Origin of the sequence: Nocardia caishijiensis NBRC 108228 (assembly GCF_001612825.1) — a bacterium.
Lineage (GTDB): Bacteria > Actinomycetota > Actinomycetes > Mycobacteriales > Mycobacteriaceae > Nocardia > Nocardia caishijiensis.
The window spans coordinates 176,859-200,022 of sequence record NZ_BDBE01000012.1; the positions used below are offsets into that span (position 1 = coordinate 176,859).

At 68.3% G+C, this 23,164-nt stretch carries 19 protein-coding genes; 12 read left to right on the forward strand and 7 right to left on the reverse strand.

Annotated elements, in window-relative coordinates; genetic code table 11:
- Nucleotides 1-12: 12 nt before the first annotated feature.
- Nucleotides 13-1,203: a cell envelope lipid trafficking protein PgfA gene (pgfA, locus tag NC7_RS03195; RefSeq protein ID WP_067978414.1), complete on the reverse strand. Its 1,191-nt coding sequence runs from the start codon at nucleotides 1,201-1,203 to the stop codon at nucleotides 13-15.
- 109 nt (nucleotides 1,204-1,312) lie between these two features.
- Between pgfA and NC7_RS03200 the strand changes: the two genes are divergently transcribed.
- Complete coding sequence (locus tag NC7_RS03200; protein ID WP_067978416.1) at nucleotides 1,313-2,539, forward strand: acyltransferase family protein; 1,227 nt, start codon at nucleotides 1,313-1,315, stop codon at nucleotides 2,537-2,539.
- On the opposite strand, the gene NC7_RS03205 is transcribed toward NC7_RS03200, so the two are convergent.
- The 4 genes from NC7_RS03205 to NC7_RS03215 form a co-directional block, all read right to left on the reverse strand.
- A complete protein-coding gene (locus NC7_RS03205) occupies nucleotides 2,452-6,666 on the reverse strand; it encodes an alpha-(1->3)-arabinofuranosyltransferase (RefSeq protein WP_067978611.1) in 4,215 nt (1,404 codons plus the stop codon). The genes NC7_RS03200 and NC7_RS03205 overlap by 88 nt on opposite strands.
- Nucleotides 6,667-6,700: 34 nt before the next feature.
- A complete protein-coding gene (locus NC7_RS28295; RefSeq protein WP_022566695.1) occupies nucleotides 6,701-6,871 on the reverse strand; it encodes a DUF2613 domain-containing protein in 171 nt (56 codons plus the stop codon).
- 67 nt (nucleotides 6,872-6,938) lie between these two features.
- Nucleotides 6,939-8,162 carry an isochorismate synthase gene (locus tag NC7_RS03210; protein ID WP_067978419.1) on the reverse strand — a complete coding sequence of 408 codons (1,224 nt, stop codon included), beginning with the start codon at nucleotides 8,160-8,162 and terminating at the stop codon, nucleotides 6,939-6,941.
- Between the two features lie 57 nt (nucleotides 8,163-8,219).
- On the reverse strand, nucleotides 8,220-8,687 hold the full coding sequence (locus NC7_RS03215) for a universal stress protein (protein WP_067978423.1): 468 nt from the start codon (nucleotides 8,685-8,687) through the stop codon (nucleotides 8,220-8,222).
- A 105-nt stretch (nucleotides 8,688-8,792) separates the two neighbouring features.
- Between NC7_RS03215 and NC7_RS03220 the strand changes: the two genes are divergently transcribed.
- From NC7_RS03220 to NC7_RS03230, 3 genes are all read left to right on the forward strand, one after another.
- Nucleotides 8,793-9,962 (forward strand): glycoside hydrolase family 3 N-terminal domain-containing protein, encoded by a 1,170-nt coding sequence (locus NC7_RS03220; protein ID WP_067978425.1) that lies wholly within the window; start codon nucleotides 8,793-8,795, stop codon nucleotides 9,960-9,962.
- Nucleotides 9,963-10,047: 85 nt separating this feature from the next.
- Nucleotides 10,048-10,644, forward strand: a complete 597-nt coding sequence (locus tag NC7_RS03225) for a TetR/AcrR family transcriptional regulator (RefSeq protein WP_067978428.1) — start codon at nucleotides 10,048-10,050, stop codon at nucleotides 10,642-10,644.
- 77 nt (nucleotides 10,645-10,721) lie between these two features.
- Entirely contained in the window at nucleotides 10,722-11,903 is a 1,182-nt protein-coding gene (locus NC7_RS03230; RefSeq protein WP_236573219.1) for a DUF5685 family protein, read from the forward strand.
- A 7-nt stretch (nucleotides 11,904-11,910) separates the two neighbouring features.
- Here the strand turns inward: NC7_RS03230 and NC7_RS03235 are convergent, their stop codons facing one another.
- Complete coding sequence (locus NC7_RS03235) at nucleotides 11,911-13,758, reverse strand: VanW family protein (protein WP_067978434.1); 1,848 nt, start codon at nucleotides 13,756-13,758, stop codon at nucleotides 11,911-11,913.
- Nucleotides 13,759-14,064: 306 nt separating this feature from the next.
- On the opposite strand from NC7_RS03235, the gene gnd reads away from it, so the two are divergent.
- The 4 genes from gnd (at nucleotide 14,065) to NC7_RS03255 (ending at nucleotide 17,344) form a co-directional block, all read left to right on the forward strand.
- Nucleotides 14,065-15,090 (forward strand): phosphogluconate dehydrogenase (NAD(+)-dependent, decarboxylating), encoded by a 1,026-nt coding sequence (gnd, locus tag NC7_RS03240; protein WP_067978614.1) that lies wholly within the window; start codon nucleotides 14,065-14,067, stop codon nucleotides 15,088-15,090.
- A 227-nt stretch (nucleotides 15,091-15,317) separates the two neighbouring features.
- Nucleotides 15,318-16,019 (forward strand): hypothetical protein, encoded by a 702-nt coding sequence (locus tag NC7_RS03245; protein WP_067978437.1) that lies wholly within the window; start codon nucleotides 15,318-15,320, stop codon nucleotides 16,017-16,019.
- Nucleotides 16,020-16,051: 32 nt separating this feature from the next.
- Nucleotides 16,052-17,002 (forward strand): alpha/beta hydrolase, encoded by a 951-nt coding sequence (locus NC7_RS03250; protein ID WP_236573151.1) that lies wholly within the window; start codon nucleotides 16,052-16,054, stop codon nucleotides 17,000-17,002.
- A gap of 123 nt (nucleotides 17,003-17,125) precedes the next feature.
- Nucleotides 17,126-17,344 carry a hypothetical protein gene (locus NC7_RS03255; protein ID WP_067978442.1) on the forward strand — a complete coding sequence of 73 codons (219 nt, stop codon included), beginning with the start codon at nucleotides 17,126-17,128 and terminating at the stop codon, nucleotides 17,342-17,344.
- 69 nt (nucleotides 17,345-17,413) lie between these two features.
- Here NC7_RS03255 and NC7_RS03260 read toward each other — a convergent pair whose 3' ends face one another.
- Nucleotides 17,414-18,745 (reverse strand): acetyl-CoA C-acetyltransferase, encoded by a 1,332-nt coding sequence (locus NC7_RS03260; RefSeq protein WP_067978445.1) that lies wholly within the window; start codon nucleotides 18,743-18,745, stop codon nucleotides 17,414-17,416.
- A 101-nt stretch (nucleotides 18,746-18,846) separates the two neighbouring features.
- Here NC7_RS03260 and NC7_RS03265 point away from each other — a divergent pair, with 101 nt between their 5' ends.
- From NC7_RS03265 to NC7_RS03280, 4 genes are all read left to right on the forward strand, one after another.
- On the forward strand, nucleotides 18,847-20,202 hold the full coding sequence (locus NC7_RS03265) for a 3-oxoacyl-ACP reductase (protein ID WP_067978447.1): 1,356 nt from the start codon (nucleotides 18,847-18,849) through the stop codon (nucleotides 20,200-20,202).
- Nucleotides 20,202-21,071, forward strand: a complete 870-nt coding sequence (locus tag NC7_RS03270) for a MaoC family dehydratase (protein WP_067978450.1) — start codon at nucleotides 20,202-20,204, stop codon at nucleotides 21,069-21,071. Before NC7_RS03265 ends, NC7_RS03270 begins: the two co-directional genes overlap by 1 nt.
- Nucleotides 21,072-21,587: 516 nt before the next feature.
- Complete coding sequence (locus tag NC7_RS03275) at nucleotides 21,588-22,070, forward strand: prolipoprotein diacylglyceryl transferase (RefSeq protein WP_067978454.1); 483 nt, start codon at nucleotides 21,588-21,590, stop codon at nucleotides 22,068-22,070.
- Nucleotides 22,071-22,143: 73 nt separating this feature from the next.
- On the forward strand, nucleotides 22,144-23,085 hold the full coding sequence (locus tag NC7_RS03280; RefSeq protein ID WP_157101816.1) for a DUF6881 domain-containing protein: 942 nt from the start codon (nucleotides 22,144-22,146) through the stop codon (nucleotides 23,083-23,085).
- Nucleotides 23,086-23,164: the final 79 nt, after the last annotated feature.

The window sequence follows — 23,164 nt, forward strand, 5'->3', positions numbered from 1 at the left end:
GAGATGTCGCGCTCAGGGGCGTTTGTTGGTGTCGATCTGTTCGGTCGGCGAATCGTAGTCACCGCGCGGGAACTGGGTGGTCGGCGTTTCGTCGCCGTCCCAGCGGGTGGCGCCGGAGTCCGCGGCGGTCGGTGCGGGCGTCGGCCGGGTGCCACGCGGCGAGGCGTGGGCCGGGGCGCTACCACCGCGCAGACCGAGGAACAGGCCTGCCAGCAGCGCGATCACGCCGAGAACACCGAGCACGATCGGCACGATGCGCCCGAACAGCGACAGCTTGTCGGTGTTCTCCTTGGCGATGGCCAGCTGCGACTCCACGGTCGACTCGTCGAAGACGATGTGCGACTTGAGCGCGGTCACCTCGGGCTTGTCGGCCGTGCGCGCGTAGAACAGGTGGATCGACTCACCACCCTTGACGACGGTGCCGGTCTGCGGCTCGACCCACAGGTCACGCACGTTGGTGTAGTAACGGGTCATGGTGACCGGCGCGTCGGCGGGCACATCGGTGACGCCCCACTTGGCGGCGGGCAGGGTGAGCCGGTTGGTCGGCGACTGCACGACGTCCCAGGTGCTGGTGACGGGCGCGATCATCTGGAACCGGTACACCTTGGTGCTGTTGATCTCGGTCTCTTCGATGAAGTTGGCGTCGAAGGACTTTCGCACGTTGATGTCGAAGTACGGGTACGTCTTCTTCTCGGTGCCGATCGGGAAGCGGTAGCCGATGCCGGTGTGCTGCACCGGTTCCATCACGCTGCCGTCCTTGTTGACGGTGACGGCGATGGACCCGTTGGGCTCCTCGTCGACCGGCATGCCGGTGGTGCGCGAGATGGTGACGCGGTCGATGGCCGCGGTGAGCAGGCCCGTGTCACCCTGCACATCGGTGCGGCGCAGGGTCTGACCGGCCTGCAGCGTCATCTTGTCGGCGTCGGAGGGCTCCTCGACGGTGACGAAGCGCTGCGAGATCAGCGGCACGTTCTTGTTGACGACGGCCGGGCCGTCACCGGAGGTCAGCGACTTGGAGTCGAGGACGAGACTGTCCTCGCCGGGCTGGTTCTCCGCGATGGTCGTGATCTCGAGGTCGAGCGGAGTCTTGGCCACCTTGCTCACGGTGTAGGTGGGGATCATCAGCGCGGCAACAAGCAATGCCGCGCCCAGACCCACGAGCACGCAGGCGACCGTCCTTCTGGTACCGGCACTCAGTGCCATGCAAACTCTCCTCGTCGTTCGAACACGGATTGAGCCGACACTAACAGCCCACGACGACGGAAGGCGGCGCTGTGCCCGCTAAATCGCCGACACGGCAGACTGGACCCCGATGACGAGCACCCACACCCCGGTTCCGCCGCCGCGCGGCTTCATCCCCGCCCTGGAGGGAATGCGTGGGATGGCGGCCCTCGGCGTGCTCGTCACCCACGTGGCTTTCCAGACCGCGGCCTCAGCGACACCGGTGATCGGGCCGATGTTGGAGCGCTTCGACATGGCGGTGGCGGTGTTCTTCGCCCTGTCGGGTTTCCTGCTGTGGCGCCCGCACGCGGCGGCGGCGCACGGGGTGGGCGCGGCACCGTCGACCGGGCGCTATCTGCTGCACCGTTTCGCCAGGATCATGCCCGCGTACTGGGCCGTGGTGGTGTTCGTGCTGGTACTGCTGCCCGGCGCCGCGCAGACGGCGAACCTGCGGGTGTGGGTGTCGAATCTGTTCCTGCTGCAGGTGTTCGTCCCCTTGACACTCACCGAGGGGCTCACCCAGATGTGGAGCCTGTCGGTGGAGGTGGCGTTCTACCTGGTGCTTCCGCTGCTGGCGTTGCTGTTCGTGCGACTGCGCGGGTCGGCGGCTCGGTGGCGGATCCCGGTGTTGTGCGCGCTGGCCGCGGTGAGTCTGACGTGGAATCTGTGGCCGGTGCCGACTCCCGACGCCATCCACGCTGACAACTGGCTGCCCGCCTACATCCCGTGGTTCGCGGCGGGCATGTTGCTCGCCGAACTGATCTACCGCCTGCGCGACGACGCCCGTTGGCCGAGGCTGCTGGCGAACCAGCCGCTGATGTGGGGCATCGCGCTGGTCGCGTTCCTGATCTCGGCGACGGAGTACGGCGGCCCGGCCGGTCTCGAACGTGCCGAACCGTGGCAGTACGCGGTGAAGATGCTGCTCGGGGCGATCATCGGCTTCGGCCTGCTGGCGCCGTTGGTGCTGCGCCCGGCCGACGCCCCACCGCATCGATGGCTGGAGTCGCGCACGGCGGCGGTGCTCGGCCGCTGGTCCTACGGGGTGTTCCTGTGGCACCTGGTCGTGCTCTCGATGGTGTTCCCGGTGTTCAGTCTGTTGCCGTTCAGCGGCAGCTTCCTGTACGTCCTCGTGCTCACCACCGCGCTGACCCTGCCGCTGGCCGCCGCGAGCTACGCGCTGATCGAGGAACCCGCGCGCCGACTGGCCCGGCGCTGGGACGAGCGCGCCGCTCAGCGTCGGCGGGGAAGTGCGGCGACTCCCACCGCGACGACAGCGATGACCGCGGGTGCCTGCGCCCAGATCGAGCCGCCCATATAGGTGGTACCCGACCGCCATGTGCCGGTCGACAACGCCGCCACCGAGACCAGCGTCCCGACACCGGCGACCCAGGGCAGTACCCGACTCGTCACAGCGGACCGGAAGTGACCGCACGCCATCGCGACAACGGTGCACGCCACCCCGAACGGTCCGGACACCACCGCCACCGCGGCGGTGAGTCCGAGCGCGGCAACTGGGCGGGTACCCCATGTGGTCGGTGCTGGGCCGAGGTCGGGAAGCGGTCGCCGACGCGGAATGGCAAGCAGCACAAGTGGAATCAGTAGCAGCAGGCCACCGAAGATCGCCAGCCGGTACCACCGGTCGTCCGGGAACGACACGGTGATCTCCCCGCTCGTCCCCGCCGGAACAAGCCAAGCCTGCTGCCAGCCGTCGACCACGACGGGCTTCAACAGCTGCCCGTCGGCGGTGTGCGCTTCCCAGCCGACGTTGGTGCTCAACGGCAGTACCAGCAGTCGTGCCTTCGTCGGATCGGCTGCTGGGGCAGAGGGGCCTTCGTGGGTCGTACCGTGAGCGGGGGCGGAACTCCGAGCGGCCGCGAGATCGGTGCGCGGCAGCCGAATTCGGTCGACCGTGAACAGTTCCGTCGGCACTACGGCGAGGTCGGGCTTACCGGGCAGCAACTCGATATCGGCCGCGTCCGATTCGCAGGGGCGGGCGGAAACCGGTGCACCCGAACGGAGTTCGTCGGCGGTCGCGGTGACGGTTGTGTGCACCGCGCGCCCGCCGATGGCGATCACCGGCCCGGCCTCACAGCCGATGGTGACGAGTCGGTCGCCGGGGGCGTGCGCCGGGTATTCGGGACCCAACACCTCCACCTCGGCGAGCCCGGCGGGTTGGGTGAGGACGAACCCGAGCGCGGTGCGGTCGAGCACTTCGTTCCAGCCCTGGATGCTGATCTCGACGCGATCGGTGACGGTGGGGTGCAGCGAGATTCGCGCGGGCTCGCCGTGGTCGCGCTCCGGCAGTTCACGCAGCTGCGGCCCGTTGCCGAGGTTCACCAGCACGGAGGTGGCGGTGGCGGGCAGGCCGCCGAGCGCGGTGGTGACGTCGAGGCCGGTGACCAGCGCCGGTTCCGGAAGTTCCAGGACGAGTGTGGGTTTGGCGCCCGCGAGGCCACGGACGGTGGCTTCCGGTGCGGTCCAGGTGGTTCGGGGGTCGCCGTCGGTCGCGGCGAAGGCGGCGCCACGCAGGTCGGCCACATCGGCCTTGCCGCGCGCGACCGGACGGGTGGGGTCGGTGAGTAAAGCTTCGAGCGCTGGTCCCGGCCGGGTGCGCACGGTCAGGTCGGTGCTCACCCGCATCGGCTCGGGGACCGACAATGTCCGGCCGAAGACACCTGGTTCCTCAGCGGGCAGACCGAGCCCCTTGCTGCAATGCACGCGCAGCGGCCCGTCGAAACACGCACTGCGGCCGGGAAATTCCTGACCGAGATCCCAGCCCGTCACCGTGGTTCCGGTCGGCACATCGGGCAGGACCACGCGGTGCCGGATGTCCACCCGCACCGGTGCGTCGCGTACCGAATAGTCGTCGAGGGTGAGTTCGCTGATTCCGAATTGACCACCACGGGTGCCGGTTTCGGTGCGCGCGGCGGTGATCATCACCCACTCCGTCCGCCCGGCGGGCAGGGCGACGGTGACCGGTGCACCGGGTTCGGTGATCCGGGCCGACACGGTCCCGCGCGGCGTGCGCACCTCCACCCACTTCACGGGGTCGCCGAGCGCGGCGGCGGTGGTGGTGAACTGTAGTGAGCCGCTGGTGATCGGCTTGTCGAGGTCGAGCCGAAGCCACTGTCCCAGTGCGGATTCCGCGCCGTTGCTGATCCATGCGGTGCTCGGGTCGCCGTCCACGGCGGCGGCGGTGGAGCTGCCGGGCGCGGCGCCGCCGATCTGGGTGGCGTCGGCAGCCGAACTCGAGCTCGTCACCTCGGCGCCCGACCACTGGCCGCGCACGAGTTCGGTTCCCTCGACCGGGTAGTCGGGAACGAGGTTGTGGGTTCGCCGAGCGTCGTCCGGTGCGCGCACCGCCGAGTTGTGGTTGTCCACTCGGCCGAAGTCCGATTCCCGGTCCATGGGTGTATCGGTCAGCAGCACCGGCTCTGTCGGTAGTCCGGCCCTGGCGGCGTCGGCTTCGAGCAGGACCGGGCCGCTCGCGCCGTCGCGGCGAACCCGCTCGAGCACCTCGGGTCCGCCGCGCACGACCGGAACCGAGTCGAGTCCGACCGTGTACGCGCCCGGGATCGACTCCGGCGCACCGGTACCGCTGCGCACCGGTGTCGGTGTTCCCGGCGGGGTGGGGTCGACGCGATAGATCTCGATGGCCGGGTACGACGGCAGCAGATCGTTGTCGACCACAAGCCCGGCGTCGTCGGCGCGCGGCCCGATGGGCGCTCCGAATTCGGCGACCTTGCGCAGCCCAGGTGACCCCTCGACAGCCTGGTGCGCCAGCATCGGCCGGGTGGAACGGGAGGTCTCCGGGTCCAGGTCGTTGCGCAGCACCAGGATTCCGATGCCCTGGTCGGCAAGGGTGGTGGCGAGTCCGGCCGAGGGCCGCCCGTCGGCGATGAGCCGCTGTACCGAATCCATGGCGCGGATGGTGCCGGGTGGGTTCAGCGGCACCGAATCGCGCACGGCCCAGGGCGTACTCGCCAGCGCTTGGAGTGGTTCGTCGCGGGTGAGTCCCCAGATCTGGCTGCCGAAAGGCGCGCCGGGGACGACGAGGGCACGGGTGTCGGCGGCGTTGTCGGCCAGCCATCGCGCGGTGTCGGTCCAGTAGGCGGGCACCCGGTCGTAGGCGCCGCGCGGGGCGAGCCGACCGGTCCACGCCAGTGAGGTCGCCAGGGTGAGGGCGGCGAGCACGAGCGCCGCGACGGCCACGAGACGATCGCGCTCAGGATGGGCGAAAGCATTGCGCCACACCGGCATCGGCACGGATGCCGGCAGCGGCACTCGGCCGAGCAGATGCGCGAGCCCGACTACGAGCGGCAACCGGATCAGCGGCTCCAGCTTGTGCACGTTGCGCAGCGGCGCACCACCGGAGTCCAGGAAGATCCGCACCGATTCCGCGAACGGCCCGCCGAGCGTGCCGACATACCCGGCGCAGATCCCTGCCAATCCCACGCACAGGATCAGCACGAACCGCCCGCGATACGGCATCGACGATCGCGCGAGCCCCGCCATTCCCGCCGCCGCGAGCAGCCCGGTGGCGAGCACCGCGGCGGGCTGGGTCACCAGCACGGCGCCCGCGATGCGCTCGGGCGACACGAACGGTGTCCAGCTGTCGGTACCGCGCAACACCTCGCTCAGCGCCGCCCACTGCGTGGTCACGCCCGAGGACTCGATGTAGTCGAGGAACGGCGGACTCACCTTCCCGAGCAGCAGCAGCGGCACCACCCACCAGAACGTGGCGAGCACGAGCAACGGAATCCACGCCCGCGTGAACCGCCACCACCGCCGATTCGGCCGGTAGGAGGCCCACCACAGCGCGGCGGGCAGGAACGCGGCCACTGTCGCGACAGCGTTGACGGACCCCATCAACGCCAGCGCGAACGCGCTACCGGCGGGCGAGAGCATCCCGCCGCGGGCTCTTTCCGGTGCCGCGCCGGACCTGCTGCGCAGCGCCACCCCGAGCGCGGCGGGCGCGAGCAGCACCCACGGCGCCAGCATCATCGGCAGCGTCTCCGAGGAGATCGACCCGAGCGTGGTGAGCACCCGTGGCGACAACGCGAACGCGATACCCGCGATCACCCGCGACCCACGCGCCCCGATCCCGAGCGTTTCGCACAGCTTGACGACGCCCCAGAACCCGGCGAGCAGCAGCAGCGCCCACCAGACGCGCTGGGTCACCCAGGCGGGCACATGCAGCAGATGACCTGCGGAGAAGAAGGCGCCGTGCGGGAAGAAATAGCCGTAGGCCTGATTCTGCACCTGGCCCATGGGTGCCTGGCTGCTCCACAGGTGCGCGGCGCGCGCGAGGAAGCCGAGGGGATTCTGGGCGAGGTCGTATTTGGTGTCGGCGACGGTGAGGCCGGGCGCCTGCGCGAAGGTCAGGACGAAGGCGGCTACGACCGAGCCGACGAACCAGCGCCAGCCCAGTGGCGCCTTGTTCAGGTGCCCCGAGGGGCGCGACGCACGGGCCTGCGCGTCAGCGGCTGCCGTATTCAGGAGCGTTGAGCAGCGAGGAGTCCTTGTCACCGCTGCGGTCGATCGAGGGAGCCGTGTTCTGCTGCACCGCTGCCGTGATGGCGAAGACGGCGATCGCGCTCAGCAGGGCGCCGCCGACCGCGCTGGCAACAGCCGGAACAGCAAACTTCATCGCGCACTCCAATACGTCGACGTCGGGGCCTGTCTGGTGGCCAACCTAGCAGGTGTGGGCCGCGAGGTCAGCGTTCGGGCAGTTCGCAACGCAGGGCAGCGAGCAGGGTGCGGAATTTGGCGGTGGTCTCGGCCAGTTCCTCGGCCGGATCGGAGTCGGCGACGATCCCGCCACCCGCGCTCGCCCGCAGGACGCGCCGGTCCGCCGACAGTTCCCCGCCCCGGATGGCGACCACCCATTCACCGTCGCCGTGACTGTCGCACCAGCCCACCGCCCCGCCGTAGAAACCGCGCCGTTCGTCGGCGGTGACGGCGTCGAGCGCCGCGGCGAAGGGGGTGCCGTTCACGGCGGGCGTCGGGTGCAGCAGCAGCGCCAGGTCGAGCGCGGTGGTCGACGGGTCACGCAATACCCCGCTGATGGGGGTGGCGAGGTGCCAGACCTGTTCGGTGCTCAGCAGTTCGGGCCGCTCGGGGATGTGCAGTTCCGCGCACACGGGCCCGAGCTGCTGCCGGATCCACTCGATGACGAATCCGTGTTCGTCGTTGTTCTTACTGCTGGACAACAATTTACGGGCCTGTGCCGCATCCGCCTCCGCGTCGGGCAGTCGCGGCAACGTGCCCGCGAGTGGATGCAGACTCACGCGATCGCCGTGGCGCGTCACCAGTACCTCGGGCGTGGCGCCGAGCAGTGTCTGCCCCGCTCGGCCCGCCGCCGACAGGTCGACCGCGTACACGTTGGCGGTGGGATGCCTGGTCAGCAGATACCCCGCGAGCGCCTCGGGATCGAGCTGATCGGCGGCTTCGACGACGACGCTGCGCGCGGCGACCACCTTGCGCAACTCGTCGGCCGGATCGGCGAGCCGTTCGACCAGCTTCTGGACCCGTATCACATGCTCTGCCGCACTGGGTGATTCGGCCACAACGCGCAGCTGCGGCAACGGTGGCAGCGCAGCCGGACGCCACGCTCCGGCCGTGTGCACAGCCTTCTCAGGCCGCCAGAGCGCGGCGGGTTCGCGGGGATCGAACGGCAATGCACCGACCACCAACTCGGGCGCCTCGTCGGGCTGTCCGCTCGGGTCGAGCTCGTCGCCCGTACTGAGTTCTCCGCTCGTACCGGGCTGTGCGGGCAAGCCGACCACCGACTCGGATCGTTCACCCGCACCCGCACCCGCACCCGCACCCGCGCGCCACGCGCGCAGCGCCGCGACCGCCGCCGGGGGGTCCGCGAAGTTCGTGCGCACCCCGTCGGCGCGCAACACCGAGTCGGGTCGGGCCAACAGGAATCCGCTCATAGTGGTTCGACCATAACGCCGGGTACCCACCGCCGAACCACGAGAGCGACGCAACTCTCAGTGCTCGGGCGGCACCAGGAACACCGGCCGGTGCCCGTGCTTGAGCACCGCCTCGGCCACACTGCTGTGCAATAGTGCACGCAACCCGGTATTACCCCGTGTACCTGCGACGATGATGTCAACATCGAGCTCGTCGGCACAGTCCACGATGGCGTTCCAGATGGTTGTCGTGCACTCGACGGTTCGGGCCTCGGCATCGATACCCGCCTGCTTGGCCAGCTGCACGCCCTCGGCATTGATCTTGCGGGCATCGGTGTAGGCGATGTCCTCGATCTCCTCGTCGGGCACCCATTCCGGTTGCATCACCCCGGCGAGCCCGGAGATGCGCGCGGCCTGGCGGACCATCGGTTCCCAGGCGGTGAGCAGAATGGCGCGTTCGGCGGCGAGGAACCGGCCCGCGTACTGCACGGCGCGCTTGGCGTGTTCGGAACCGTCGTAGGCGATGAGCATCCGATCGCACGGCATGACGACCTCCTGCGCAGGGTCTTTCCCCCAGGTTACCCGGCTATTTGCCGCTTGAACCCAACCTGACGAGGGCATCGGTTCGGGTCCGGGTCTACCGTGGAGTGCATGCGGAAATCGCCTGTGGTCGTGTTCGCAGTTGTCGCCGCCGTCGCCACCGCGTGCTCGGGAGGGTCGTCGACCGAGACGACCACCGCCGCGAGCAGCGGCGCGGCGGCGTCCTCGTCGGAGAACGGTGCGCCGGTCGCCACCACCGCGCCCCAAAAACCTTGCGGTGCCGATTATCTCGGCACTTTCTCGCAGCGTGAGAAGCTGGCCCAGCTGCTCACCGTCGGCATCACCGGCGCCGACGACGCCTCGAATGTGGTGACCACCGAGCAGGTCGGCGGCATCTTCGTCGGTAGCTGGACCGATCCGGGCCTGCTCGATCGCGCCCAGCTCGACGCGGTGAAAGCCCTCGCCAAGGCACCTCTGATGGTGACGATCGACGAGGAGGGCGGGCGGGTGTCCCGCGCGTCGGCCGTGATCGGTGAGGCGCCCTCGGCCCGGGTGGTCGCCCGGACCCAGACCCCCGAGCAGTACTACCAGAACACGCTCACCCGGTCGAAGGCGTTGAAGGACCTCGGCATCACGGTCGACTTCGCACCCGACACCGATGTGAGCTCCCAGCCCGACAACAGCGTCATCGGCGACCGCTCCTACAGCGACGACCCGCAGGTGGTCACCGAATACGCCGACGCCTACATCCGCGCCTCCAACGAGGTTGGGCTCGGCTCGGTCATCAAGCATTTCCCCGGTCACGGCTCCGGTTCCGGCGATTCGCACACCGGCGCGGTGCGTACGCCGCCGATCGATGAGCTGAAGAACAAGGATCTGATCCCGTTCCGCAATCTGGTGAACTCCGGGGCCGCCGTGATGGTCGGCCACCTCGACGTGCCCGGCCTCACCGAACCCGACACCCCGGCCAGTATCAGCCCGGCCGTGATGTCGCTGCTGCGCGAGGGCACCGGTTACGGCGCCGCGCCGTTCAACGGCCCGATCTTCACCGACGATCTGGGTGGCATGGCCGCCATCACCGACCGCATGACGATCGCCGAAGCCGTCGAGGCCGCGCTCGTCGCGGGGGCCGACAACGCGCTCTGGATCACCACCGATGCGGTGCCGCAGGTACTCGACCGCTTGGAGCAGTCGGTGTCGAGTGGCAAACTGCCCGCTGATCGAGTCGATGCGTCGGTGCTGCGGATGGCCCGCTACAAGGGTGTCGCACTGGGCTGCTGAGCGCCGTGGCGACTGTGCGGCAAATGGGCACGGGTGGAACTTACCTTGCAGTAAGATGGAGTTTCACCCTGCGGTAGGAGAGTGGATGGCAGGCGGGACGAAGCGGCTTCCCCGGGCGGTTCGCGAGCAGCAGATGCTCGATGCCGCCGTCGAGGTATTCGCGCGCAAGGGCTTCCACGACACATCGATGGACGCGATCGCCGCCGAGGCGAAGATCTCCAAACCCATGCTCTACCTGTATTACGGCTCCAAGGACGAACTCTTCCGCGCCTGCATCCAGCGCGAGGGTCTGCGGCTGATCGAGGCCGTGGCGCCTGCGGGCAATCCCAAACTCACCCCGCACGAACAGGTGCGTACGGCGCTCGAGGGCTTCCTGGATTTCGTCGACCGCAACCGTCAGTCCTGGCAGGTGCTCTACCGGCAGGCAATCGGTCAGCAAGCATTCGCCTCCGAGATCGAGAACGCCCGCGAGCGCGTCATCGAACTCACCGCCAAGCTGCTGGAATCCAGCGCCAAGCACGCCGAGCCCGGCACCAATTTCGAAGTCGTCGCCGCCGCTGTGATCGGCGCCGGGGAGGCCATCGCCGACCGCGTCGCCGGTGGCCGCATCGAGGTGGCCGAGGCGGTCGATCTGCTCGATGATCTGGCCTGGCGTGGTCTGGCGGGACGCAAACCCGAGTAGCGGTTGCCCCGGCCGGTGCGACCTGCGATCGTGCTTGTCGGAAAGTTCGTGATCGACGGGGGTGCCAGTTGTTCGGAGTGTTGAAGCCGTGCGCGCACGGTGCGGCGAAGTACGGCATCGATCCGGACCAGTGGCAGGCGCACATGTGCGGGCTGTGCCTCGGCCTGCGCGACGGCCACGGTCAGCTGGCCCGCGCGGCGACCAACACCGACGCGATCGTGCTCAGTGTGCTCACCGAGGCGCAGGCGGGCGCGGCCGGGCGCACGAACGCCGCGCCCTGCCCGTTGCGCGGCATGCGCCGGGCATCGGTGGTCGCGGCCGACGCGCCGGGTGTGCGGCTGGCAGCTACCGCATCACTGCTGCTGGGAGCAGCCAAGATTCGCGACCACGCCGACGACGGTGACGCGGTAGCGTTGGCGCGCGGGCCGATGCGCAAGGTCGCCGATTCCTGGGCGACTCGCGCACAACGCCAGGCCGACAGTATCGGCCTCGACGTCGGCCCGTTGCTGTCGGCGATCGCCATGCAGTCCGCTCTCGAAAAGCGCGCGGTGGCAAGCTGTCTCGCCGAACGGCCACCGGCACAACTCGTCGACGTCATCACCTTGGACGACCTCACCGGCCCCACCCAACTGTGCGCGGCCACCCTGTTCGGCCACACCGCCACCCTGGCGGGCAGGCCGGAAAACGTTGCCGCCCTTGCGGAGATCGGCCGCCACGTCGGCCGCATCGCCCACCTGGCCGACGCGATCGAAGACCTGGAACGCGACCGCGCCCGTGGCCGCTTCAATCCCCTCGACGCCACCGGCACCGATATGCCGCGCGCTTACGAACTGGTCCGCGAGAGCGAGGCGAGCATCCGCCGGGCGGCGGCCGAAGCCGAACTCGACCAGGTACCGACGGTGCGCTGGGCCCTGCTCGACCCGCTGGCGGCACTGCTGCGTAATCTGGGTCGTGGCCTCGGCCTGCTCACCGGCCATGTCTGCCGCGTCTCCGCCAATCACGAGCCCTATCAGTTTCCGTCCGCACCGGAGCAGAAGCCGACCGCCCCCGGCCCGTTCCGGGCGATCGGCCAGATCTGCGGCGTCTACTGCACCGGCGCGGCGTGCTGCGTCGACCACAACAGTCCCTGCGACGGCAGGCGCAAGAAGGCCTGGCGCAAGAAATGCAAGGACTGCTGCGAGGCCTGCGAGTGCTGCGGTAACTGCGGCGAGTGCGGCAAATGCTGCGGCGACGGTTGCTGTTGCGACTGCAACTGCTAGGAAACCCTCACTCGCACTTCACGATCGGGATCGGATCGTACTTCACCGTCCGTGTGTGCCGCGAGATCTGCTGCCCCGTCTTGCGATCGGTGATCACCCGGGTGTCGGAGATGGTGAACCCGGGCGCGCCCTCGGAGGCGATGCAGTCCTTGCCCTTGGGCAGGGTGATCTCGGTCGGTTCGGTCGGCTTGCTCTTCTCGCCCGTGATCGACTCCACGTCGACGGTTTTCGTCCCCCAGAGCCGCACGGTGATGTCGGACCCGGTGGCGACGGCCTGGATGAACACGCCGTGCTCGGAGTTGTTGCGGAAGGCCAGATCGATGGCGCCGTCGAACACCGTCGCCTCGCGCGCGGCGGGGTAGCGCGAGATGTAGTAGCTGTGCTCGGTGTGCCCGGCGTCTTCCATCCCGGCGAAGTAGGCGGCGTTGTACAGCGTGGTGGCGAACTGGCTGATGCCGCCGCCGACCGCCGTGCTCGGCCTGCCCTTGTCGATGATGCCGGACTCGACATACCCCTCGGCGGCGGTACGCGGGCCGGTGAAACCGTTGAGCGAGAACGTATCTCCCGGCTTCACGACGGCACCGTTCACCTTGGTGGCCACCGTCCGGATGTTCACCCCGGACGGGCCGCTGAACCCACCGGTGGTGAATTCGCCGATCATCTCGTTGATGCCGAGTTTCTCGGCGGCCTCGGTGGTGAGCTTCGGCTCGATTCGCTGGTACACGGCGTCGAAGGCTCGCTCGCCCGGCTGCGTGAGCAGTGCGGGCAGCTTCTCCAGTGTCTTCGCCCAGTCGACCTTTTCGCCGACCACGGCCGGGACGACCGTCGGCTTCCCGGCGCCGACGGTGAAGGTGGCGTCCTTCGGTTCGGTCTCGGTGGTCACCACCTGGGGCGCCAGCAGGGCGATGGCGGCCTCGTTGTCGATGCGCGGGGCGAGCCCGCCCTGGCCGTCGGACGCGAAACTCAGTACGCTCGCGATCTGCTCGGGCGACAGCGTCGCCCGGGAATCCTTGGCCACCAACGTGATCGGGGCGGCTACGGCGGGCGTGGCGATATCGCGCAGCGCCGCCTGCACCGCCTCGGCACGCACCTCGACCGGCGCCGCGACGACGGGCAGGTCGAGCAGGCTCACCTCGGCCCAGCGCTCGGTGATGGTGCTGCGCGCACCGTCGATGTCGAGCACCCGGCCCGGTACCGGCGGCACCGCGACGGGTGTGCCGTTCTCGAAGCGCACGGTGCCTTCGACGGTGGGGTTGTCGTGGGCGCGGAACGTGCTCAGCTGCTGATCGAGCGCCGCGCTGTCAACGGTGCTGGACACGGGGACGTCGCGCGTCCCGAAGAGCGAGACGAACCGACCGACCGGGTTCAGCGGCTGACCGCCGACCTCCTCCCAGGTGGCGTCCCAGTCGATGCCGAGACCGGCGGCCGAGGGCACCATGCTGGCTTGTACGTCGCCGATGCGCACGGGGAGCGGCTGGTCGACGCGCGGGCCGAGCTCGCTGCGCAGCTTGGCGTCGGCCTCGCCCTGGTCCATGCCGCCGACCTCCACACCGGCGATGACGACACCGCGCGGCACCTCGCCCACGTTCAGCGCTAAGTCGGCCAGATAGGCGGCGGTACCGACCGCGAAGACGGCGCCGACGGCGATCCCGATCCGCTTGACCAGTAGCTGGTCGCCCGGCGGGGTCGGCTGGGGCGCCTGCGGGCGGTGGCCACGGGCGATGGTGCTGATGGGCTGGGTGGGCAGGGCGGTGGTGTCGGCATCGAAAGTGCGATTTGCTTCGAGCAGCTTGCGTAGTCCGACCTCGCCCCGCCCTCGGTCCGCCGGTCGTCCGGCGGTCGACTCGCTGGGCACGGAGGTCCTTCCGTTTCATGGGCCCCGTTGGGTTTACCGGGTGCCCGCCAAGGGTAACGGCCCGGCGCGGACTCGGCAGCCCGGCGATGTGGGGCAGGCAACAGAAAGGCCCCGTGTAGTTGCCGGGTCGGGGGTCTGGCAACTACACGGAGCCGATCTGTTTATCGCGGCCCTCACCGGGGCGTTACAGCCCATTTTCGGTCGATTTCGACCGGGCGCGCGATGCCGCCGGGCAGCGGGGCCGCGCCGCGCGCGACAATCAGGGGTGAGACTCGCCACCAGGGACCGGACAACGAGGGAGAACTGATGCAGTTGGGAATGATCGGCCTCGGCCGGATGGGCGCCAATATCGTGCGCCGCATCGTGCGTGACGGGCACAGCGCCGTCGGGCACGAGCGCCACCAAAGCCACATCGACGAGCTGGCCGCCGAGCTCGGCGACAGCTTCCGGGGCAGCACCGACCTGAAGGAATTCGTCGGGATGCTCGACGCGCCACGGGTGGTGTGGGTGATGATTCCCGCCGGTGCCACCGGCGCCGCGATCGACGAGCTCGCCGACCTGCTCGAGCCCGGCGACACCATCATCGACGGCGGCAACAGCCGCTACCACGAGGACATCAAGCGCTCGAAGGCGCTGGCTCCCAAGGGCATCCACTACCTCGATGTCGGTACCTCGGGCGGTGTGTTCGGTCTGGAACGCGGCTTCTGCCTGATGATCGGCGGCGAGGACGAACAGGTGCGCAGGCTCGAGCCGCTGTTCAAGTCGATCGCGCCCGGTGTCGATGCCGCACCGCGCACCCCCGGCCGCACCGGTGAGCCGACCCCGTCCGAGCAGGGCTGGTTGCACTGCGGACCGGCCGGGGCCGGTCACTTCGTGAAGATGGTGCACAACGGCATCGAGTACGGCGCGATGAGCGCCTACGCCGAGGGTCTGAACATCCTGAAGCACGCCGATATGGGCGCCGATCACGGCGGCGAGCACTCCGCCGAGGAGACCCCGCTCGAGCACCCGGAGTACTACCAGTACAAGCTCGACATCCCGGAGATCACCGAGGTGTGGCGACGTGGCTCGGTGGTGGCCTCCTGGCTGCTCGACCTCACCGCGGGCGCGCTGTTCGCCGACCCGAACCTCGATTCCTTCAGCGGCCGGGTGTCCGATTCCGGCGAGGGTCGCTGGACCATCGACGCCGCCATCGACACCGCCGTCCCGGTTCCGGTGTTGTCCGCGGCGCTCTTCCAGCGCTTCTCCTCGCGCGGTGAGGCCGAGTACGCCGACAAGATGCTCTCGGCCATGCGCAAGGCGTTCGGCGGCCACATCGAGCTGCCGAAGTAGACACCGCACCGGCCTCCCGCCAGCGCGGGAGGCCGGGCCGTGTGGGCCCAAAACTCCGGAGATTACCTGGTCAAACCCGCCTTCAAGGGTAAAACGATTATGTTCCACAAATAGTGGAACGTGTTCTTGTTTTCCAGGACAACTGTCCAGTTCCACCGTTACCTTGTCGCCAGAGGGGGAGCACCACTCGATGAGGATGGCCCCGACCGGGGCTCTGGAGGAAAATCATGTTCCGGACTTCGCGCACCGCCGCGGGAATCGCCACGACGGCGCTGGTCGTCGCTGGCGTCGGCGTCGCCCTCGGCTCCGGCGCTGCCGCCGCCGACACCAGCTGTTCGGTCCGCGGTCACGCCGAGAAGCGCGACGCGAGCACCGTCGGCGTCACCCATGTCTACGACAAGATCGCGAGTGCCGAGGAGATCGGCGTCGGCACCACCGTCACCTACAAGGTGGTCGTCGGAACCACCGGCATCGGCAACCCGTACGTCAACACCATCACCGACTTCCCGCCCAGCGGCTTCGGTGCCCCCGTCAAGACCACTGTCACCGCCTACCACGCCATCGGCGGCCAGGTCACCGAGGACGTGACCCCCGAACCGAACGCGGGCGGCTGGAAGGTCACCAGCACCGGCTGGTTCGTGAACTCGGGCAACCCGGTGACCCTCACCATCACCTATCCGGTGCCGTCCTCGCTGCAGCCGGGCCAGCAGGTGACCAGCGGTGGTGTCGGCGTCGCGGGCACGGTGGGCGTGAGCAACGAAATGCCCAATCTCACCGCGTGTTTCACCGCACGTGGCGCGAATGCGGGTGAGACGGTGATCGGCAGCCTCGGTGAGAACGGTCTCGGTTCCTCCGACGGACAGCTGAGCTCCACCGGTTCGGCCACCGACATCCTCTCCGAGGTCCTGCGCAACCTGATCGGCAGCTGATGATCGCCCGGCTGTGTTCGATCGTGGCAGCGATGTCGGCGTCGATCGTGCTCACGATCGGCACCGCCGGGGCCGATGTCTCCCGCCTCGACAGCGTCGAGCGGCCCGGGCAGCGGCAGCAGACGCTGCACGTGTACTCCGCGTCGATGGGCCGGGTGATCCCCCTGCGGGTCATCACGCCCTTCGACACCGGCGAACCCCGTCCGACCCTGTATCTGCTGAACGGGGCGGGCGGGGGCGAGGACGTGGCGAACTGGTACGACCAGACCGACATCGTCGAGTTCTTCGCCGACAAGAACGTCAATGTCGTCACCCCGGCCGCGGGCGCCTTCTCCTACTACACCGACTGGCAGCGCGACGATCCCGAGCTCGGCCGCAACAAATGGCAGACCTTCCTCACCGAGGAACTACCGCCCATCATCGACGCCACCTTGCACACGACCGGCGTGAACGCCGTTGCCGGGCTGTCGATGTCGGCCACGGCCGCGCTGAATCTCGCCATCGCCGCGCCCGATCGCTACCGCGCCGTCGGCGCCTTCAGCGGCTGCGCCTCGGTCGATGACCCGCTCAGCCGCACGTTCATCGACCTGGTGCTCGCCCGCGCGGACGCCGATCCGGTCAACATGTGGGGCCCGCCCGACGACCCCGCCTGGCGGGCCAACGACGCCTACCTCAACGCGGACCGCCTGCGCGGCAAGGCGATCTACCTGTCGAGCGCCTCCGGGCTCCCCGGGCCCGCCGAAACCCTTCCGCCCGGAGCAAGTCCGGGCAAAGCCATCGGCATGGCCAACCAGATCATGCTCGGCGGCGCGATCGAAGCGGCGGCCAACTTCTGTACTCGACGGCTGGCTGCTCGTCTGAGCGAGTTGAACATCCCCGCGCACACCGTCTTCCGGCCCGCAGGCGCCCACACCTGGCACTACTGGGAGCAGGATCTGCACGCCTCCTGGCCCCTGATCGCCGCCGCCATCGGCGTGGAATAGCCAGCTACACAATAAGTTTCGGTGAGTCAAGCCCCCATAAGTCTCGGAAACGCTCTCGCTGAAACCCCCGATGTGACAGTCAGCTCCGCACAGTTATCCGAGAGGTTCCCCATGCACCGTCGAATGATCCGAATCCTGGTCACCACAGCCGCCGTCGCGGGCATCGCCGCAGGTACCGCCTCCCCGGCCCTCGCCGCACCCGCCCAACCCGCGGTGATCGCCGAGTCCGGTTCCGCGGGCACCGGTTCCGCCCTCATCGACTTTCCCCTCGGCATCATGAAGCTCATCATCTGCGGTCCGTGGGGCGCCGCCGAGCCGCACCCGAACCCGATGTGCCGCTGACAACGGCCCGAAAACTACTGCGGCGGCCCCCGGGATTCCGGGTGCCGCCGCAGCTGTTTCAGCGGGTGACTACCGCTCGATGATGGCGACGACGCCCTGTCCGCCCGCGGCGCAGATGGAGACCAGCGCGCGGCCGGAACCCTTCTCCGCCAGCATCTTCGCGGTCGAGGCGACGATGCGGCCGCCGGTCGCGGCGAACGGGTGGCCCGCGGCGAGCGAGGAGCCGTTCACGTTGAGCTTGCTGCGGTCGATCGAGCCGAGCGCGCCGTCGAGACCCAGACGCTCCTTGCAGTAGGCGTCGGACTCCCACGCGGCCAGCGTGCACAGCACCACGGAGGCGAAGGCCTCGTGGATCTCGTAGTAGTCGAAGTCCTGCAGGGTCAGGCCGTTGCGGGCCAGCAGACGCGGCACCGCGTAAGTGGGCGCCATCAGCAGGCCGTCGGGTCCGTGGATGTAGTCCACCGAGGCCACCTCGGAGTCCACCAGGTGCGCCAGCACCGGCAGCTTGCGCTCGGCGGCCCACTCGTCGGTGGACAGCAGCACTGCCGACGCGCCATCGGTGAGCGGGGTGGAGTTGCCCGCGGTCATGGTGGCGTCGCCCAGCTTGGTGCCGAACACCGGCTTCAGCGTGGCCAGCTTCTCCACGGTCGAACCGGGGCGCAGGTTGTCGTCGCGGGTCAGGCCGAGGAACGGGGTGATCAGGTCGTCGAAGAAGCCACGGTCGTAGGCGGCGGCCATGTTCTTGTGCGAGAGGTAGGCCAGCTCGTCCTGTGCCTCGCGGGAGACGCCGAATTCCTTGGCGGTGATGGCGGCGTGTTCACCCATCGACAGCCCGGTGCGCGGCTCGGCGTTGCGCGGGATCTCGATGCCGAGCATCGAGGGCCGCAGCTGCCCGACCAGCTTGAGCCGGTCCTTGTTGGTCTTGGCGCGGTTGGCGTTGAGCATCCACTCGCGCATGTCCTCGCTCACGCCGATCGGCGCGTCGGAGGTGGTGTCGGTACCGCCGCCGATACCGGCGTCGATGCGGCCCATCGCGATCGCGTCGCCGACGGTCGCCACGGCCTGCAGGCCGGTGCCACAGGCGAGCTGCAGGTCGTGTGCGGGGGTGTAGGGCGAGAGCTTGGAGCCGAGCACGCTCTCACGGATCAGGCTGTGCTCGCCCACGCGCTTGAGCACGGCGCCGCCGACGACCATGCCGAGGCGTTCGCCCTGCAGGCCGAAGCGGCTCACCAGCCCGTCGAGGGTTGCGGTGAACATGTCCTGGTTCGACGCGTGCGCGTAGGCCTTGTCGGAACGCGCGAACGGGATCCGGTTACCGCCAACGATCGCGACCGGGCGCTGCGTCTTCGCGGTCTTGGCGGTGCTTGCCTTGGCCGCCGTCGAGCGGGCTTTGCTTGTCACTCGAGTTCTCCATGGTCTCGTCGGGTGATCGGTTGTCATCCAACTTACTCTGGAGTAAGTTCGTTGTCGACACCGTACCCGCGAATGTGAAGGTAGGAACAGTGGCAGCCAAGAGCAAGGGCGCACCCAACCTCTACGGATCCTTCATCCACTCCGCCCCCGGCGCGTTCCTCGCGAGCAAGCTGGGCCTGCCCCAGCCCGCGGAGCTGCGCCGCTACAAGGCAGGCGAGCCCGCGCTTCCGGGCCCGGTGCTGCTCGGCGGCAAGGGTCGCCTCGCCGAGCCGATCCGTGCCCTGCTCACCGATTACACCATCGCCGACTCGCTCGAGTCCGGAACCAAGTACGGCGCGCTGGTCTTCGATGCCACCGGCATCGACTCCATCGAGAAGCTCGAGCAGCTGTTCGAGTTCTTCCAGCCCGCCATGCGCAACCTCGCGCCGTCGGGCCGCGTCGTAGTGCTCGGCACCACCCCTGAGCTGGTCGGTTCGGTCGACGAGCAGATCGCGCAGCGCGCGCTCGAGGGCTTCAGCCGGTCCGTGGCCAAGGAGCTGCTGCGCGGCGCCACCGCCCAGCTCGTCTACGTGCACCCCGAGGCCGCCGCGTCGGCCACGGGCGTCGAATCGACCCTGCGCTTCCTGCTCTCGGCCAAGTCGGCATTCGTCGACGGCCAGGTCATCCGCGTCGGCAAGGCCGATTCGGTCGCCCCCGCCAGCTGGGACAAGCCCCTCGCGGGCAAGGTCGCCGTGGTCACCGGCGCCGCGCGCGGTATCGGCGCCACCATCGCCGAGGTGTTCGCCCGCGACGGCGCCACCGTGATCGTCGCCGACATCCCCGCCGCCGGTGAGGCCCTGTCCGAGACCGCCAACAAGGTCGGCGCCACCGCCCTTGCCCTCGACGTCACCGCCCCCGACGCCGCCGAGCGCCTCGCCGAGTTCGCCACCGAGCGTTTCGGCGGCATCGACATCGTTGTGCACAATGCGGGCATCACCCGCGACAAGCTGCTCGCCAACATGGACGAGGGCCGCTGGAACTCCGTCATCAACGTCAATCTCGCTGCCCCGCACCGCATCACCTCCGGCCTCGTCGCCAAGGGTGTGCTCAAGGAAGGCGGCCGCGTGATCGACGTGTCCTCCATCGCGGGCATCGCGGGCAACCGCGGCCAGACCAACTACGGCGCCTCCAAGGCAGGCGTCATCGGCATGGTCGACGCCGAGGCCCCGCTGCTGTCGGAGAAGGGCATCACCATCAACGCGGTGGCCCCCGGCTTCATCGAAACCGCCATGACCGCCGCCATCCCCGTGGGCACCCGCGAGGCGGGCCGCCTGATGAGCTCGCTGCTGCAGGGCGGTCAGACCGTCGACGTCGCCGAGACCATCGCCTACTTCGCCAGCCCGGCGTCGAACGCGGTGAGCGGCAACGTGGTTCGCGTCTGCGGTCAGAGCCTGATCGGCGCCTGATGACCCAGACTGTCACGCTCACCGAGATCCCGAAGAACGGCGCGCTGTACGCGAAGGCGGCCCTCGGCGCCGTCCCGCTGCCAGCGCCGCTCTCGGGCCGCAAGCCCGTGCTGCCCGATCGTCGGGTGACGATCGAGGGTGTGCGGGTCGACCCCGACCACCTCGCCGCCTACTGCCACGCCACCGGCCTGCGGTTCGGCGACACCCTCCCGCTCACCTACCCGTTCGTCCTGGCGTTCCCGCTGATGATGGAACTGCTCGTGGCCCGGGACTTCCCGTTCACCGCGGTGGGCTCGGTGCACTTCTCGAACGTCATCGAACGCACCAGGGAGATCTCGGCGGCCGAGCCGCTGGACTTCACCATCCACACCGAGAACCTGCGCGAGCATCCGAAAGGGCTGCTGGTGGACGCGGTGACGGAGATCCGCGTCGGCCGCGAACTGGTGTGGCGCCAGGTGGCGACCATGCTGCACCAGCAGCGCACGTCGCTGTCCGGCGGTCCGAAGTCCGCGCCCCCGCCGGAGGAGGTGCCCCCGCCGCCGCTGCGCGTGCAGCGTGTCGATCAGAAGATCATCAACCGCTACGCCGCCGCCTCGGGCGATCGCAACCCGATCCACGTCTCCGGAATCGGCGCCAAGGCAATGGGTTTCCCCACCACGATCGCCCACGGCATGTGGTCGGCGGCGACCATCCTCGGCACCATCGAGGGTCGGATCCCCGAAAAGGCCACCTATACGGTCAAATTCGGTAAGCCGGTCCTGCTGCCGTCCTCGGTGAACATCTACGCCGAGAAGGCGGATACCGGCTGGGATCTGTCGATCCTGCACCCCAAGAAGGGTTTTCCCCACCTCACCGCCACTGTGCGCTGAGTTCGTCGGCACTGAAGGCCGCATATCCCGTTCGGGATATGCGGCCTTTTTCGATGGTGCTCGTGGTTATATGACAGGCAACCAGTAGCTATACGGTGTCCATCGCGAACGTTGTGCCCCAATCGTTCTGGCAGATCGTTCTGTTACCGATCTTGGACGTGATATCAATCATGGTGTACGCCAGGTATTAACTGGGTATCCAATGAAGTTCGGTGCCGGAACGAAACGGCGCGGGTGCGCCCGTGGGCAGGCTATGACGGGCGCGACGCTGTGAACCCGTGGCTGTACTGCGACCTTCAACTTTTCCAGGTGGTATCGAGTTTCGGATTCCGAACGATCGTTCTGAAACCCTCGCATCGGTCTCCCCGGGCTTCCGCCTTGGTGGCAAATGTTCAGCACTATCCAGGCTACTGCCCCGAAAACAAGCGTCTGCGTTTCTGTCCGACGTCCGTGTTAGAACCTTTCCAGTCGGCAAAGCAGTCGGCAATCATGCTTAATACCAAGGGGTTTCACTTCATGAAGAAGATCCGCACGCTCGGCTTCGGCATCGCCCTCGCGGCCGGTATCGCCATGTTCGGAACCGGCGTGGCCTCCGCCGCCGAAGAGCCCGCAACCGGCTCCTCCGAAAGCCTGGCAGCCATCGTCGAGGCGCTGTCGAGCGGTTCGGCTGCTGCGGAGGACCCGACCGACCCGGGTACCGGTAGTGGCACCACCACTCCGGACGCCGCGCAGGTCGCTGAGGAGCCGGAGACCGGTTCGTCGGACAGCCTGGCCGCGATCCTCGAGGCCTTGTCCTCGGGTTCGGCTGCCGCCGAAGACCCGACCGACCCGGGTACGGGTGGTGGCACCACCACTCCGGACGCCGCGCAGGTCGCTGAGGAGCCGGAGACCGGTTCGTCGGACAGCCTGGCCGCGATCCTCGAGGCCTTGTCCTCGGGTTCGGCTGCCGCCGAAGACCCGACCGACCCGGGCACCGGTGGCGACACCACCACTCCCTGATTCGCCAGCGAGTAAAAAGCGGAATGCCCCGTCGGCACGGCGGGGCATTCGGCATACCTCCCATTGCCAGTTCATGTACTCGAAGCAGGTACTTCTATTGTCAGCCGAATATTGCCCGGTCAACGACGAGGCACTCGCTCTGCGGCAAGAATTACTGAACGCTGTGGCGTCGGATCTGACGCGAAGTGCAGGGAACGGTTGGGAGCGAATCGACGCCGCGTTTGTTCTCATCGGCGAACGTGTATTCACTCGTGTCGTTGCGGTCTCCGGTAGCGGCAAGACGCCGGTGGCTTCGCTGCCGGATTCCCTTGTTCCCATGCTCGGGCGGCTGAAAAGCGTGATGTACGTACCTGGTCGTGGCACATGGATCACCCTGGTCTGCACCGTGCTGTCGGATGGCGCGTTCGAGACCGGCTTCGACGACCGTGAACGCCCCGCGGTCGGCGAGGAGATGAACCGCGCCTTGGCCGCAGAGTTGGAGTCGTATCCTCGCGACCGCCTGCCATCGTGGATGTCCTCGGGGTTGGAGGCGCATTCCCGCGATCTCCGGTACCCGTGGATGGTCGCGGAGCTGGCGGATGTTCTTCCGGGCATGCCATTCGGCTCGGAACGCCGGTCGGCTCATCGACCAGGAGCCTCGGCGGAATACGGCCCGAGTGATCTGTACAAACCGAAAATCGATAGAAAAACTGCCGCACATCTCGCTGAAGATTTCGTTCCGGAGGAGCCGGGAATCGAATATTTCAGTGTGACATACCAATACGCTTCCGAGGGCTCGCCGGTGATCATCTTCCTGGAACTGGACGAGGATCGCCTCGAGTGCCGAAAAATCGAGATCTTTCCGAACGGATGCATCGACACCGCGAGTATCACGTCCGAGGGTGCGTACACGACATTGCGTGACGATCCGTGGCCGGTGACATCGGAATTGCTGGAAGATGGGCACGTACTCACAGTCTCCCGGATTCCACCGAAACACTTCCAGACCGAGTGGTTGACAGTGGACGGATTCTGATAGGGAGATCGCGTCAACGTCGATGTGCCGGGCGGGTCGCTTCCCGCTCCAATGCACTACTCATTCGGAGGATTTGGTT

Bases quoted from the DNA above. Each gene is read 5' to 3' on its own strand.
- pgfA (WP_067978414.1), bottom strand. From the start codon at position 1,203: ATGGCACTGAGTGCCGGTACCAGAAGGACGGTCGCCTGCGTGCTCGTG.
- NC7_RS03200 (WP_067978416.1), top strand. From the start codon at position 1,313: ATGACGAGCACCCACACCCCGGTTCCGCCGCCGCGCGGCTTCATCCCC.
- NC7_RS28295 (WP_022566695.1), bottom strand. From the start codon at position 6,871: ATGAAGTTTGCTGTTCCGGCTGTTGCCAGCGCGGTCGGCGGCGCCCTG.
- NC7_RS03210 (WP_067978419.1), bottom strand. From the start codon at position 8,162: ATGAGCGGATTCCTGTTGGCCCGACCCGACTCGGTGTTGCGCGCCGAC.
- NC7_RS03215 (WP_067978423.1), bottom strand. From the start codon at position 8,687: ATGCCGTGCGATCGGATGCTCATCGCCTACGACGGTTCCGAACACGCC.
- NC7_RS03220 (WP_067978425.1), top strand. From the start codon at position 8,793: ATGCGGAAATCGCCTGTGGTCGTGTTCGCAGTTGTCGCCGCCGTCGCC.
- NC7_RS03225 (WP_067978428.1), top strand. From the start codon at position 10,048: ATGGCAGGCGGGACGAAGCGGCTTCCCCGGGCGGTTCGCGAGCAGCAG.
- gnd (WP_067978614.1), top strand. From the start codon at position 14,065: ATGCAGTTGGGAATGATCGGCCTCGGCCGGATGGGCGCCAATATCGTG.
- NC7_RS03245 (WP_067978437.1), top strand. From the start codon at position 15,318: ATGTTCCGGACTTCGCGCACCGCCGCGGGAATCGCCACGACGGCGCTG.
- NC7_RS03250 (WP_236573151.1), top strand. From the start codon at position 16,052: ATGTCGGCGTCGATCGTGCTCACGATCGGCACCGCCGGGGCCGATGTC.
- NC7_RS03255 (WP_067978442.1), top strand. From the start codon at position 17,126: ATGATCCGAATCCTGGTCACCACAGCCGCCGTCGCGGGCATCGCCGCA.
- NC7_RS03270 (WP_067978450.1), top strand. From the start codon at position 20,202: ATGACCCAGACTGTCACGCTCACCGAGATCCCGAAGAACGGCGCGCTG.
- NC7_RS03275 (WP_067978454.1), top strand. From the start codon at position 21,588: ATGAAGAAGATCCGCACGCTCGGCTTCGGCATCGCCCTCGCGGCCGGT.
- NC7_RS03280 (WP_157101816.1), top strand. From the start codon at position 22,144: ATGTACTCGAAGCAGGTACTTCTATTGTCAGCCGAATATTGCCCGGTC.